This window comes from uncultured Adlercreutzia sp. (assembly GCF_958431955.1).
In the GTDB taxonomy this organism is placed as follows: domain Bacteria; phylum Actinomycetota; class Coriobacteriia; order Coriobacteriales; family Eggerthellaceae; genus Adlercreutzia.
Genome location: NZ_CAUASN010000002.1, coordinates 82,357 through 95,305, shown reverse-complemented (window position 1 = coordinate 95,305; position 12,949 = coordinate 82,357). Strand labels below are relative to the sequence as shown.

The window sequence follows — 12,949 nt, the reverse complement described above, 5'->3', positions numbered from 1 at the left end:
CTCCTATTCGTTCCAGTAGATCGACGGCAGCCCCCAGTCCACGTAGTACATGCCGTCGAACCAGTAGCTTCCGACCCCTGATTCGCGCGCCCACTCCTTCTCCTGTGGGGTAAGGAGGTCGCGGTCTCGCACTTGGTTGGCCAGCGCCGTCACGTCGGGGGTCGGAGGCTTCGGATGCCATTGCGACGTGAGAACCAAGGCGGCGCCGATGCCCACGGTGAGCATGAGCGCCGCGATTGAGTAGAACAGGGCGCGCTTAACCCTCTGCTCCCGTGGCATGGTCTTCCTCCACTTCCACGGTGAGGTCGGGCGCTGCCGGGTCGTGCGGTTTGAGCGATTTGATGACCGGCAGGGCGGCAATATGCGGGTTGAGCGTGCACAGGTTCTCGCACACGCTTACGATCTCTGTGGCCACGATGAAGATGCACGCGCCCGAAACGGCGGGGAGTTCGGGGATGGTCACGCCAAGCCCGACGGCATCTGCCTCGAAGTTCATCCATACGGCGGCCACCTCGTAGATGAACGCCAGGGCGATCAGCCCGAAGAAGCCGGCCTTGTGCCAAAGCCCCTCGCGCATCTTGCCCGATTCGACGGTCTGGTTCTTTGCAGCCCCCGCGAAGCCTGTGACAATATCGAGAATCATCATCACAGAGGCCACGACGATAGGCTGCCATTGGATGGCTAGCTCTTCCATGCTATTCCTCTTTCTGTTCGGGGGTTGCCGGTGCCTCGTCCGCAGGCTCCTCGGTGACGGTCACCACAGGCTCATCGTCCTCGGCCGTCATGGCTTCCAGTTCGTTGATGCGCTTGCGGCAGTCTTTCCGCAGCTTGATGGTGTGGACGATCTCCTGGCCGGCGTTGGCCAAGGCGCTGAGTAGTTCAGCAATGCCCTCCGCCGCGAAGATGTCCTCGATAGCCCGCAGAATCTGGTAGTCGGTCTGGTCGAGGATGTTCTTGTTGGCGTTGATCTCGCCCTCGATTTCCTGGCGCTTCACGTGGGTCCTCCTTTCTGTTCTTCGGATGGACCCACTTTATTGAGGGTGTCGCTTTACGCCGCCAGGGGCAGTTCTCTCACTTCGATTTCAGTGAGACCCCCCCCGGAAAGTGTTTACCGGGTGGAACAATTCGCGGTAGAGCGCGTCCATGCTCTCCACGGTCTTCTGCGCGTCTATGTGCTTCATGCTGCCGCGCCACGATTGATAGGCGGCGTAGGCCTGCTCCTCCGTCATTGCCCCGCGCCCTACCAGCTTGGCCATGGCCTTCAACTTCCGACGCATCTTCGTGATGGAGGAGCGGCATGGCTTCACGACCACCTTGCCGGTCTCGGAGTAGAAGAACCGCTTCTTGAGGAAGGTGAAGCCACGGGACAGCTTCACGATGTGCGTCTTCTTGGTGTTCAGCCTCATGCCCCTGGCGGCGCACAGCGCCTCGATGCAGCCCAGCACCGTCTGCAGGTGCTCCTTGCTCGTGTGGATGGCGTAGAGGTCATCCATGTAGCGGCCATAGGCCTCAACGCCGCAGCACTCGGTGACGAAGTGGTCGATCGGGCTGAGATAGGCCACCGCATGTATCTGGTTCGGCTCGTCTCCGAGGCCGAGGCCAACTTCCCCCTGCCGGTCTACGAAATGGGTGCCCAGCGCCTTGAGGCGCGGGTCATCGAACTGCTCAAGTATCTCCTTGGCATGCTCGTGGTCGATGCTCGCGAAGTATTTGGAGATGTCCACGAGCAGGATGTAGCCGTCGGTTCCGTGCTTTCGGAAGTGCCTGGCCATGTGGTGCTTCACGTGTTGGATGGCGTAGAGGGTGCCGCGCCCCTTCACGTTGGCGTAGTTGTTCGCGATGAGGGTGGGCACCACGGCGGGCACCAGTGCGTTTTGGCAATATGATTTCTTTATCACCCGCTCGTATATCTTCACGGCGGAGATTTCGCGGCGCACGCCCTGCTCGTATATAACGAAGTCGTTGGTCGGCCGGCAGAAGTCCACGCCGTTGAGGATGTCGGCGCGCGCCTTGGTGATGTTCCGCAGGATGTGCACGAGGTAGGTCTGTATGCTCGCCTTCCACTTCACGTTGCGGCCGCACTGCTTGGCGGCGATGTAGAGGGCGTTGGGGTCGGCTATGCGCTCAAGGGTGCAGTTCCTCACGCGCTCGGCTCGCTTCGCCGCGCGTTTCTCCTCGCGCCTCTTGCGCCTTGCCGCACGTCTTTCCTCGGAGTTCATGAGTGCGCCTCGCACGGCTCCCAATGGAGCGTTCTGCCAGCCGCTTGAAGGGTCGGCATGAAACGGCGCGGAACGTCCAACGCACCGCCATGCAAGCAGCGTCCGCCGCCCTCCGCGAGGCGCTTATTGACGGGGGTGACCCCGAAGGTTGCGCATCCCTTCCTCTTTGGCACAGCGTTCGCAAAGCTACTAGGACGGGCCGTAAGTGAATCAGGGCGCCACACCGATCGTGCCATTCGAGCACGTATTGTTGTTGGCATTGCCGTTGGCGTTGGCGTAGCACGCGTTGGTCGAGTTGAGGCCCGACACGCAGCGCAGCCACACGTTAGACGAACTTGCGACGCGCAACCTGCGGCCATTATAGCCGCACCCCGCTCTGCATGGCCACGAGGTCCCGTAGGCGCTGCGCTTCCGCCTCGGCAGCGGCCAACTTGCCCTCAGCGTCTTCCTTTCCGATCAGCTTCACGCCGTTCTTCGCGCCTTGCAGAAGGTCGATCTCCTCGTCAAGGAGTTCCAGCAGGCGGTTGAGCTCGTTGATGTTCACGCCTGCGCCTTTGCGCGGCTTCTGCTCGCCGTCTTCCGTTTCCGCAGGCTTCGCCGGCCCTTGGCGCACCTCGATCAGGCAAGCGATGATGTCATAGAGCGCGTTGGCGTCTCCCATGGCAAGGGCGAGGTGCTTCTTGCGCTCGATCACGCCCCAGGACGTATTGGGGTAGAACGCATCCGACCGCTCGATGTTCTCGACCATCGAGAGGGCTGCGTTGCACATGGGAACGCCGAAGGTGAAGCGGTACGACTTCGGCACCACGCTCTCCTTGTGGGCAAGCCGCGCGGTTTCCGCGTAGATGGCCTGCGCCTTGATGAAGAACTCCATGCGCGAGAGGCTGCGCTTCCTTGCCAGCACTGTCATCGGGGACCTCCAAAAAATGAAAAATTGCAACGACCCGCTTCGCGGGTAAAGACCAGAGGCCGCGCGAGGCGGCCTCTGTAAAGTATAAGGTACGGCTGATTCTCAGCCTATGAGGAAGCAGGGCGCCACACCGATCGTGCCATTCGAGCACGCATAGTTGCTGGCATAGCCGTAGGCGCTGGCGCAGCACGCGTTGGTCGAGGCGAGGCCCGACACGCAGCGCAGCCACACGGTAGACCTTGCTCCGTCGGGGGTGCGGAAGATGCGGTCACTCGGCGTCTCGAAGATGGGCAGCTTCGAGACCATGGCGCTGCCGTATCGGCTGCCCCAGTAGAAGCAGCCGTACATTTCGCCCTCGTCGGGAAGCCACAGGCGTCCGATGTTCTTCCACGACCACGTGGTGGAATCGGTCAGCTTCGAGGATGCGCTGTAGCGGTGCTCCATGAGGGCGATGCGCTCCTTCATCACGGCGCGCACCTCGGCGGGGAACTTGGGGAGCAGCGTGTTGGTGAGGTAGCGGTACACGTTGCTGGCGAGGTAGGGGTTAGGCTCCGCAGCCGTTCCGTTGTTGTCGTTGGTGGTGTTCCACTGGACGCGCTCAGGGAAGGCGAGGTTCGGGACCATGAGGAGGCTTGGGCCTTGCTCAGGGTCGCCGCAGTCGCGGTCGTAGTCGAACGCTCCAATTCTGTAGTTGTAGGTGTTGGATTCGACCTGCAGGGGCACGTAGTCGCGATGGCGGAGGCCTGCGTATGCCTTCTTTCCCACGCTGCCGCTGAGGTCAACGCGGTCGGCAAGGTACTCCCATGCGTTCGCGTAGCCGTTGGCGATCTCGTCCTCGAACAGCACCTCGATATTGCGGCCCTCGAACGTGTTGTTCGCCTGCTGGGTGTTCAGCAGGATGGGGCCGCCACGGAAGTCCTCGTCCACTTCCTCAAGCGCCAGAATCTTGCGCTCCTGCTCGTCAATGAGCGCCCGCGCCTGAGAGTCCACGATCTCTCGCTTCTCGCGAACGCCCTCGGCGTTGATGAATGACAAGCTGTTTACCTGTGCCATGTTGCTACTCTCCAATCATTAGGGTGAAGGTTTCCTCGTCCATGCTGGCCGCCTTGAAGATGGCGGTCTCATCGTCTTCGTAGCCGGCCACGTCGAAGGACGCATACAGCACGTCCATGACCGCCCAGATGTCACCGCTCTCGCGGGTGAGGCGGTTGGTCAGCTGCCCGATGGCCTCCATCACGGAGTCCATATCGAAGCCTGCGGAGTGAATCGCGTCGATGATGGCCTGCGCCTCGCGCGCGAGCACCAGCGCCTGCGCGATGGTCTCGTCAATGTCCCGGCATGCGCTGAGCACCTTCCAGAGAACGTCCTCGGTGACTTCGGGCAGAAGCGTGTCGTACACGTCGCCGCTCTCGTTGATTAGGAAGGGGCGCTCCATCTTCTGGGTGACGATGCGCTGCTCGTCTCCGAGGTAGCCGATGATGGTGACGAAGAGCCGCCCTTGTGTGAGCAGCACGTTGGCCGGAATCTCGCACTGGCCGGATGTGACCTCGATGGGGTTGCTGCGCTCGCCGTCGGCGGCGTTGACGAAGATGGCCACGATGTCGGTCATGTAGTCCCATTCGTCATCCCATGCGACGCGCAGCACGTCGCCGCGCACGCAGTTCTGCACCCATCGGTCGTTGCGCGGGTAGGTTATCTTTCGGTCCACGATGCGCACGTCGTGGGTTCTTGCGTTTCTAGGCATGCCCTTCCTTCCTATAGTCCGAGCATCTTCTCAAGCTGTGCCACCTTGGATGCTAGGGCTGCTGTCGCTTGGGATGACTGCTTCGCTGTGGAATTGCCGAAGTCCACGCTTGAGGCGTGTGGCTCGTTGATGTCGATGGTCTGCTTGATGATCTCAAGAGGCTCATCCAAGCCCACCAGGTGGTTGCGGCACGGGTACCAGTCCAGCAGGCTCAGTTCGTCGGGCGCTTTGTCGATGAGCGAGAGGTCGTAGACGCTCACGGCGGCGGAGTGGGGGAATCGGTTGTTCTCGGCGAGCCACGAGCGCGCGGCGCTCAGCAGGTTGGCCGGCTGGGTCACGTCATCCCAGGTTTGCGTTCCTTCGAGGATGCCGTACTTCGCAAGCGCGTCGGCATCGTCGATGTACTGCCGCCCTCCGTTGACGCTGGCCACCGTGATGCGGTCCTCGCTGTCTTCCAGCTTCGCCCCCAGCGGGTAGAGGCGCGTGATGACCTGGGTGGGGTCCTCGTCCATGGAGACGCTGGCCATGTTGCGCGCTACCTCCACGGGCGTCTCGCGGTCGCGCCCCAGCTTCTTGCTGTAGTCCAGATAGAGCAGGCCGTCTGCCTCGTTGCGGCGCACGCGCATCTCTCCGCCGAACACGTCCACCAGCTTGCCGAACAGGGTCTCGCGCGTGGTATCGCGCTGCAGTCCCTTGTACACGCCGCCGGTGGTCTCGTAGGTCACGAGGTCAACGTTGCCGCGATAGACCCGCTTGTGCGGCTCCACGCGCTCGTTGTGGCGCGCGAGCACGTAGTCGATGAACTCTTGCAGGCCGGTGCGCCCGTTGCCTCCCGACCACTGGCGCTCCGCCAGGTACGGTTGGGTCGAATCGCATAGGTACGCCTCCACGCCCTCGCAGAGCACCGCCTTGGATATGAGGCCGTTGCCGTCCATGGAGCCTGGCGCCTTCACGACGCGCCCGTCGAAGTCCAGGCGGCCGGTTTTGCCGTTGCGCACCTGGATGGTGGTGGTCATGCTATCAAGGAGCGCATAGCCCGGATTGTCCGGGTAGATCGTGAAGGCCATGCTGTCGATGGCGTTGCGCTCCTTCGAGATTTGAGCGCCGGCGATGCGCTCGTAGCGGTCGTGGATGTTGACCGATTCGCTGCCGTTGGTGATGGTGACCGTGTAGAGCATTACATGCGCTCCTCGAACCAGCGGATGAGCGCGGGGCCTCCGTCCACCTCGATCTCCACCATGCCCGCCTCAAGGCAGAGGCTCGTCACCTGCTCCTTGCGGACCGTGGCGCTCTCGCCGCCCACGGTGATCGTCGCCCAGTCGCGCAGCGGCTTGGCGGTCAGGCGCACGGCCCTGCCCTCGTTGATGACGTAGTTGGTGCCGACCTCAAGCGTGGCGGTGCTCTCATCGTCGGCAACCATGAAGGGGTACAGGTCGAAGGTGGCGGTCACCGTCGCGCGCACTCCGCTCTTGGCGTGCTCCCATTTGGTGGATGTGCAGCTGCCGTGGTTGTGGAACTCCTCGAACATGCTGTCGCGGATGTCCGTGTTGCAGATGCCGGAGAGCCATTCGATGAACTCGCGCACGCCCTCCATCAGCTCGCTGATGCCCTTGAAGTCCTTGGCGAAGGTGTACTCGATGGACTTCTCGCCGTAGAACGGCTCGCCGTACACGCCGGTGTAGTCGAGCGCGCCGTTCGCGTAGGGCACCGTCACCTTGGTGGTGCGCAGCTGCGGCGGCGTCTCAACCCTGTCGATGAGCCGCCACCCGAAGTCATCCAGGGAGTGATAGCCCGCTACGCTGATGCCGTGGTTCATATCGCCAGTCCTCTCCTCGCGTTGTTGTATCTGCTGCCGTTGATCTGGTCGAGGTACGGCGCAAGCGCCTCGCCCAGGGTCTTGCCGTCGATCTTGAGCACCGTCTGGCCGAAGCCTGCCGCCATGAGGGCGGCGACGATGGCGGAGGCGAACTCCTCAGGAGACGGGAACGCCATGTTCTCGGAGACCGCCTGCGCAAACGGGAGCATATGCTTGCCGTCGCGCGGAACCACGAACTCGGTGCCCGCCTCGCCCACGCCGATGATGCTGGCGCCGTTGAACATGCCGCCCGTCGCATACCACTCGATCGAGAGCGAGGGAATGGAACCCTTGAGGAGGTCCCCGATCTGCCAGCCCGCCGGCGAGATGGCGAAGTGCGGAAGGTTGATGTGCGGCAGCTGGATGTGGAAGTTCGAGAAGAACCCCTTGATGGTGTCGATGATGCCACCCACTGTGTTCTTCGCCGTCTCGATGGGGTTGGTGATGGCTTCCCTCACGCTGTTGAAGATGCCCAGCACGGTGCCGACTAGGCTGTTGAAGGTGCTGGTGATGTTGTTCCAGATTCCATTGACCACCCCGCCGATGTTTGAGCTGATGGCGTTCCAAATGCTGCTGGCCACGCTGAACACGCTGTTCCAGATGGAGGCCCATACGTTGTAGATGCCCGTGAGCACGCTGCTGATGATCGAGGTGAGCGCGTTGAACACGTTGGCCCCAGCTTGCAGGATGCCGTTCACGATGCTCTCGAATATCTGCTTGATGCCGCTCCATACCGCATCCCAGTCGCCGCTGATGATGCCGGTGACCACTTGGATGATGCCCTGGATTACGCCCATGACCGTGTTCACGGTGTTGCTGATGTTGTCCCAGATGGCCGTGAACACCGAGGAGATAAGCCCCCACGCGCCATCCCACGCAGCTTGGATGACGGGCATGACCGCGCCGATGATTGTCTGGATGACCTGCATGCCGGCCTGCACGATGGGGGCAATCTGCTCCCAGGCGCTCGTCACGTTTGCCACGATGGCATCCCAGAGGCCGGCGAACAGCGTCTGGAACTCTTGGAACTTGCTCACCAGCGGGGTGATGACGTTGGCCATCACCCAGTCGGCCAGGGGCTGGACCGCGGCCTTCACGGCATCCCACACGCCGATCCAGAAGTTGCGGAACTCCTCGGAGGTGTTCCAGAGGTACAGGAACGCCGCCACGAGCGCGCCGATGAGCGTGATGACGATGCCGATGGGGTTCAGCTTCATGGTGCCGTTGAGCAGCTTGGTGGCATTGTCCACCAGAGCGGTGGCCGCTGCCCGCGCCTTCTCTGCCACGGTCACCGCGAGCGAGTAACCCTCGTACGCAAGGAGCGCGCCGCCTGCCGCAGCGAGCACGGGCACCATGCTCTGCACGGTGCTGGCCAGCTGCGAGAGCGGCGAGGCCGTCTCGCCGACCACGTTGCCGAACTCATCGAACTCCTGGGTGCCCGTGGTGAGCCACGCCATGAAGCCCTCGATGCCCGGCACCACCGTCCCGGTGATGAACTGCACGGCGCTGCGCAAGGGTTCCTGCAGCCCGTCGTAGATTTTGAGGCTCAGTTCCTCAAATGCCGAGTTCATAGCTGCCAGGTCTCCGCCAAGGTTGTCCGTCATCGTGGCGGCGGTCTCCTCAGCTGCGCCAGCGCATCCGTAGAGTTCGTCCCTGAATCCGACCATTTCGTCGGCTCCGGCATTGAGGAGGAGGTTAAGGCCCTTGATACTATCGGCCGTGAAGGTGCTCTGGAGGGCTGCTGCCTTCTCAGCGTCGCCCATGCCGTTGGTGGCCTCCTGCACGTCTGCAAGGATGTCCGTGAAGTCGCGGTAGTTGCCCTCTGCGTCCATTACCGCCACGGACTGCTCGCCGATAGCGATGGCACCGTCCTCCATCTTCGCGGTCATATCGCGGAGCACGGCGTTGAGGGCGGTGCCCGCTTCCGAACCCTTCAAGCCCTGGTTGGCCATCATGCTGATGGCGGCCGAGGTGGTCTCCACGTCCATGCCGGCCGCGTTCGCGTTTGCCGCACAGTTTTTGAAGGCCATGCCGAGGCCTTCGACTGTCGTGTTGGCATTGGCTTGCGCGTAGGCGAGAACATCGACCATGCGCGCGGTCTCGCTCGCCTCCATGTTGAAGGCGCTGAGGTAGTCGGTTACGAGGTCGGAGGCCGCCGCCAGTTCCATCTCGCCGGCCTGGGCCAGGGTGAGCACGGATCCGACGCCCGCGAGCATCTGCTCGGTGTCCCATCCTGCGAGCGCCATATAACCGAGTGCATCAGCCGCCTGCGATGCGCTGAACGTGGTGGACGCACCGAGTTCGCGAGCCTTCGCCTCAAGCGTGGCCAGATCGTCGCCGGTCGCGCCGGAGAGCGCGCTCACCTTGCTCATGGAGGTCTCGAAGGTCTGGCCGATCTCCACGACCTCGGAGCAGAAGTCCTTGACCGCGCCGGCAGCCACGGCGATGCCCGCAGTTGCGAGGTTGGCGAGGATTCCCTTGAGTACCGTGAAGCCATCCCCCGACTTCTTGGCGGCGCTCTCGCCGTCCTTCACGCCCTGCCAGTTGAGGGAGCCGTCCGCCTTCTTGATGTCCTCAAGGCTGACGGTGATCTTCTTTGCGCCCGAAACGACGCCCTTCTCGTTCAGCTTTGCGTCGATAGTTACGGTGTTGGCCATGGATTACGCCCCTCTCTGGGCGGCGCGCTTGGCCGCTGCGAACATGTCGGCGGTCGTGTCGTTTGCGCTCAGTTCGGGATCGCGCCCCGATTGGAGGGCGAAATGCTTGCGGCGCGCCTCGAAGGCATCGCACAGGTCTCCGTTGTGCTTGTTGCGCTTCGGGGGTTTGGCCGTGCGGTAGTAGACCGCCTGCGCGAACGGCGTCTCGGCATCGGCTTCCAGCAGCATGCCTAGAAGCGAGCACATGTCGGCGTATGAGAGGGTGCCGGCCACGTCATCCCAATCGAGGCCGAAGCATTGGAGCAGCGAGGCGCGGATTCTCCCCGCGTCCTCTGTGAAGTCGAAGACCGCATCCTCATGCTCCGAGGCGTGGCGGCCGTCGCTCGATATGTCAAGCCCGAAGGCCTCCCACACGATGTCGATGAGGAGGTCCCCAAGGCGCTCGCCTGCGATGGCCAGAGCGTCTTCGGGCTTGGGGAACAGCATGCGAATGAGGAGCGGCGCCTTCTGCTCGGGCGCAAGCTCCTCATCTTGGAACAGCTCTATGACCAGGATGCCGTTGCGTGCTGAATCGCATACGTCAACCCGATGGCCGCCCCATTCGTAGGAACTGACGAGGCGGCCGTTTTCGGCCTTAGTCTTCCGGGTCAGGCTCGGACTGCGCATCATCTACCTCCGCCAGGTAATGCGCAGCCTTCTCGTTGAGGGTGTCTTCCTTACGCTCCTGAACCGTCTGGAAGATAGCGTGGAACACTTTGCCCATGACGATGTTGCAGTCCACCTTGCTGATGGGGTAGCCAGCGCCGCAGGCTTCCACGATCGCGTCGTAGCCTTCCTCGCCGATGCCGGCCTTGACCGCCACCTCAAGAACGTCGGCCGTCTGCTTGTTCAGCTTGCGAAGCTGCGAGACGTTCTTGGACTGCTCGGCCTGGTCCCGCAGCTTTTGGAGCGCGGTCATCTTGCTGTGCGCCTTGTTGCATGCTTCTCCGATGTCGAGCAGGCCGTCCACCGTCACGTTGATGCGGGTCTCCACCACCGCGTTGCCGATCTCGATGGTTAGCGGTTCATAGGGTGCCTTGACTTTGAGTTCCATGGTTTACCTCTTTTCCTTTCGCGCAGTAAAAGGAAAGGCCGGGGAGGCTGCGCTTCCTCCCCGGCCTCATGACCGATATTCCCAAGTGTGTCGCTTGGCTAAGCCTCGGAGACCACCACGTCCACGGTCGCGCGGATGGAGGGCTTGGCGGCGCACTTCACGGAGAGACGCGTCTTGCCCGCCGCGATACCCTCAACGATGCCGTCGGCGGTCACCTTGGCGATGTCGGGGTTCTCGATGGCATACAGGCACCAGTCCGAGGAAGTGGCAGGCTCGACGGTCGGAGTGACCTGCTCGGTCTTTCCCACGGAAACCGTCACGTCCTCCACCGCGATGGTGGCGGGAAGATGGTGCCCCTTGGCCGGCTGGATGAGGGTGGGGGTGTCGTTGCGTGCCATGCCGAAGCTGATGGCCTGCTTGTCGGAGGCTGCGCCGTTCGGGCCGCTCATGTTGATGTCCTTGAGCGTGACCTCCTCCTCGATGATCTCGCCGGTGGGGGACACGCAGCGGTACTGGGTTTCGCGCTCGTCCCCGAAGCACTCCTCAAGGCTGGCCAAGTAGTCCTGCAGAGGGTCGCCGATGCGGCGCTTGCCGGTGACGCTCGTGGTCTTGGTCACGCCCGTCACGGTGGTGACGGTGTTGCCGCCGGTGGAGTAGTCCTCGGTCTCGTCGGTCTTCTCGGAGCGGTCGGGGCTGATGTCCTCGATGCCCGGCCCCATGTAGGCCCAGGTCGGCTCATCCTCCTCCGGGGTGATGTTCAGGAGGTTCGCGTACTGGTAGTTCAGCGCGAACCCGATGTCCACGGTCTTCGCCATTAGAAAAAGTCCTTTCTCGTGTCGATGTAGGCATCGAAAGCCCACACGAACCGCCCGGATTCGTCCCAAGGGAGCGGCTGGGGGTCGGTGGTCTCGAAGCTCTCAAGTTCGTAGCTGCCGTTCTCGGAATCGAGCGGGGAGGTGGCCAAGATGCTCTCGGCGAGCTGAGCCGTGGCCATGGCCTCGTACTCGCTCACCCTCATCACGATCACGGTCACGCGCAGCGGCGAGGTGGTGGTGCCGTCGTAGTAGACGATCTTGCGGTCGGGCACGCCGAAGGCGATGGTCACCGATTCGGGGAAGCGTCTGCCGTCTGGCATGGTGGTGAATACGTCGGTGATGCCGCCCTCGTTGAGGCGGCGGCGCATCACGTCCAGAAGGTCAAGGGCTGCCATCAGTCACCTCCATAGAGGGATTCGGCGTACTTGATGAGCGCGGGCATATCGTTGCGCGCGCACGCCTCGTCCCAATGGTCGCAGGTTCCCGACGTGGTGTGCCTCATGGGGATGCTGTACTGCCTTGCGGCATACGGGGTGCTCCAGATCAGCAAACCCTCGGCGTACTTGGAGTTCAGCTGCTCGGAAGCCCTGAGCGTGTTCTCGTCGCGGGGCACGTACTTGCGCATGACGAAGGCCACGCGCATGGCGTACTCCTCCTGGCGCTTCTTCGCCTCGGCCGGGTCCGCCAGCTTCTCGATGTCCTTGATGTTGAGGATGACCGTCATTTGAGCAGCACCTCCCAATGGTGCAGGTCGCCGAGGTTCGGGACGGCTTGGCACTCATGCACCGTGGCATCGGAGACCTCCCCGTCAATGCTCACCAGGGACCCCGCAGGGATAGCGAAGGCGCCAGTGCTCACCTTGGGGTCTATGTAGAGCGTGCCCTTCAAGGGCGCCTGCAGTTGGTAATCCGTGCGCCTGATCGAGGCGGTAGGCTCGAAGCAGACGCGCTCGATGGTCACAGGCTCCTCGAACTCGCCGCCGTAGGGCGTTCCTGTCTTCGGAACCTTGACCTTCGCAGTGGAGCGCAGCAGCCTGCGCGGCAGGGGCATCATTGCAGCCCCTGGTAGAGGAGGGTGGAGCCGACGAGCTCACGGCGCACGGCGCGCCTCATGTCAACGTCGTAGAGCGATGACGAGCCGGATGCCTGCCCCATGGTCGCGGAGAACTTGCCGAGCGTGACCGATGCCACGCCCTCGCCGATGCCGCCGGATGCCCCGTAGGCCTCGTCCACGTCCACGGCGGCGCACACCGCGCGGGTGTATGCCTCCACGTCATCATCGTCCTGCGGCTCGTTGTAGCCGATCACGTCGCGCACCGCAGATACCGCCGCCCGAAGGGATGCCGCGAAGGCATCCGCTTCGAGCGTTCCGCCCTGAGCCTTGTATTGCTCGTATGTGACGGATGGCAGCGGCATCTACTCGCCCGCCTCCTCTCCGGCCTTGGCGTTGTCAGCCTTGGCCTCTGCCGGCTTCTCAGCGGCAGCCTCGTCCTTGGCAGCGTCTTCGGCCTTCTCGGCCTTCTCCGCGCCCTTGTTCTCGGCCTTGGCGTTGTCAGCCTTGGTCGTGGTCTTGGTGGTCTTCGCCTTGGAGGTCTTGGCCTCCTTCTTCTGGACGGCCTTGCCGTCGATGAGCAGACCCACGGTCTTCATGTTGCTC

18 protein-coding genes are annotated in these 12,949 nt (G+C 62.9%); all 18 read right to left on the bottom strand.

All coding sequences use genetic code 11. The features are described 5' to 3' along the window. Positions 1-3: 3 nt before the first annotated feature. The 18 genes from Q5064_RS01360 to Q5064_RS01275 all read right to left on the bottom strand — a co-directional run bounded on the left by Q5064_RS01360 (position 4) and on the right by Q5064_RS01275 (position 12,942). The gene (locus tag Q5064_RS01360; RefSeq protein WP_160345505.1) at positions 4-279 is read right to left on the bottom strand and encodes a hypothetical protein; all 276 of its coding nucleotides are present in this window, start codon (positions 277-279) and stop codon (positions 4-6) included. Further along, a complete protein-coding gene (locus Q5064_RS01355) occupies positions 257-694 on the bottom strand; it encodes a phage holin family protein (RefSeq protein ID WP_160345507.1) in 438 nt (145 codons plus the stop codon). Before Q5064_RS01355 ends, Q5064_RS01360 begins: the two co-directional genes overlap by 23 nt. A gap of 1 nt (position 695) precedes the next feature. Next, a complete protein-coding gene (locus tag Q5064_RS01350) occupies positions 696-995 on the bottom strand; it encodes a hypothetical protein (protein ID WP_160345509.1) in 300 nt (99 codons plus the stop codon). An 87-nt stretch (positions 996-1,082) separates the two neighbouring features. Further along, positions 1,083-2,144 (bottom strand): RNA-directed DNA polymerase, encoded by a 1,062-nt coding sequence (locus Q5064_RS01345; protein ID WP_302961621.1) that lies wholly within the window; start codon positions 2,142-2,144, stop codon positions 1,083-1,085. 433 nt (positions 2,145-2,577) lie between these two features. Beyond that, positions 2,578-3,129, bottom strand: coding sequence for a hypothetical protein (locus tag Q5064_RS01340; RefSeq protein WP_302961617.1), 552 nt, complete (start codon positions 3,127-3,129; stop codon positions 2,578-2,580). A 102-nt stretch (positions 3,130-3,231) separates the two neighbouring features. Then, on the bottom strand, positions 3,232-4,182 hold the full coding sequence (locus Q5064_RS01335) for a DUF6273 domain-containing protein (protein ID WP_302961615.1): 951 nt from the start codon (positions 4,180-4,182) through the stop codon (positions 3,232-3,234). 4 nt (positions 4,183-4,186) lie between these two features. Next, the gene (locus tag Q5064_RS01330) at positions 4,187-4,873 is read right to left on the bottom strand and encodes a hypothetical protein (RefSeq protein ID WP_160345517.1); all 687 of its coding nucleotides are present in this window, start codon (positions 4,871-4,873) and stop codon (positions 4,187-4,189) included. 11 nt (positions 4,874-4,884) lie between these two features. Further along, the gene (locus Q5064_RS01325) at positions 4,885-6,051 is read right to left on the bottom strand and encodes a phage tail spike protein (RefSeq protein ID WP_160345519.1); all 1,167 of its coding nucleotides are present in this window, start codon (positions 6,049-6,051) and stop codon (positions 4,885-4,887) included. After that, positions 6,051-6,689 carry a hypothetical protein gene (locus Q5064_RS01320; protein WP_160345521.1) on the bottom strand — a complete coding sequence of 213 codons (639 nt, stop codon included), beginning with the start codon at positions 6,687-6,689 and terminating at the stop codon, positions 6,051-6,053. The genes Q5064_RS01325 and Q5064_RS01320 overlap by 1 nt, the downstream gene beginning before the upstream one ends. Continuing rightward, a complete protein-coding gene (locus Q5064_RS01315) occupies positions 6,686-9,385 on the bottom strand; it encodes a phage tail tape measure protein (protein WP_302961612.1) in 2,700 nt (899 codons plus the stop codon). The genes Q5064_RS01320 and Q5064_RS01315 overlap by 4 nt, the downstream gene beginning before the upstream one ends. Positions 9,386-9,388: 3 nt before the next feature. Further along, complete coding sequence (locus Q5064_RS01310; RefSeq protein WP_160345525.1) at positions 9,389-10,054, bottom strand: Gp15 family bacteriophage protein; 666 nt, start codon at positions 10,052-10,054, stop codon at positions 9,389-9,391. Then, positions 10,020-10,478 carry a hypothetical protein gene (locus Q5064_RS01305; protein WP_242166499.1) on the bottom strand — a complete coding sequence of 153 codons (459 nt, stop codon included), beginning with the start codon at positions 10,476-10,478 and terminating at the stop codon, positions 10,020-10,022. Before Q5064_RS01305 ends, Q5064_RS01310 begins: the two co-directional genes overlap by 35 nt. Positions 10,479-10,576: 98 nt before the next feature. Continuing rightward, entirely contained in the window at positions 10,577-11,293 is a 717-nt protein-coding gene (locus Q5064_RS01300) for a phage tail tube protein (RefSeq protein WP_160345529.1), read from the bottom strand. Beyond that, complete coding sequence (locus tag Q5064_RS01295; RefSeq protein ID WP_160345531.1) at positions 11,293-11,688, bottom strand: minor capsid protein; 396 nt, start codon at positions 11,686-11,688, stop codon at positions 11,293-11,295. The genes Q5064_RS01300 and Q5064_RS01295 overlap by 1 nt, the downstream gene beginning before the upstream one ends. After that, entirely contained in the window at positions 11,688-12,017 is a 330-nt protein-coding gene (locus Q5064_RS01290; RefSeq protein ID WP_302961608.1) for a minor capsid protein, read from the bottom strand. The genes Q5064_RS01295 and Q5064_RS01290 overlap by 1 nt, the downstream gene beginning before the upstream one ends. Further along, positions 12,014-12,346, bottom strand: coding sequence for a putative minor capsid protein (locus Q5064_RS01285; RefSeq protein ID WP_160345536.1), 333 nt, complete (start codon positions 12,344-12,346; stop codon positions 12,014-12,016). Before Q5064_RS01285 ends, Q5064_RS01290 begins: the two co-directional genes overlap by 4 nt. Then, complete coding sequence (locus Q5064_RS01280) at positions 12,343-12,708, bottom strand: hypothetical protein (protein ID WP_202095574.1); 366 nt, start codon at positions 12,706-12,708, stop codon at positions 12,343-12,345. Before Q5064_RS01280 ends, Q5064_RS01285 begins: the two co-directional genes overlap by 4 nt. Further along, complete coding sequence (locus tag Q5064_RS01275) at positions 12,709-12,942, bottom strand: hypothetical protein (RefSeq protein ID WP_242166503.1); 234 nt, start codon at positions 12,940-12,942, stop codon at positions 12,709-12,711. Between the last annotated feature and the right edge of the window lie 7 nt (positions 12,943-12,949).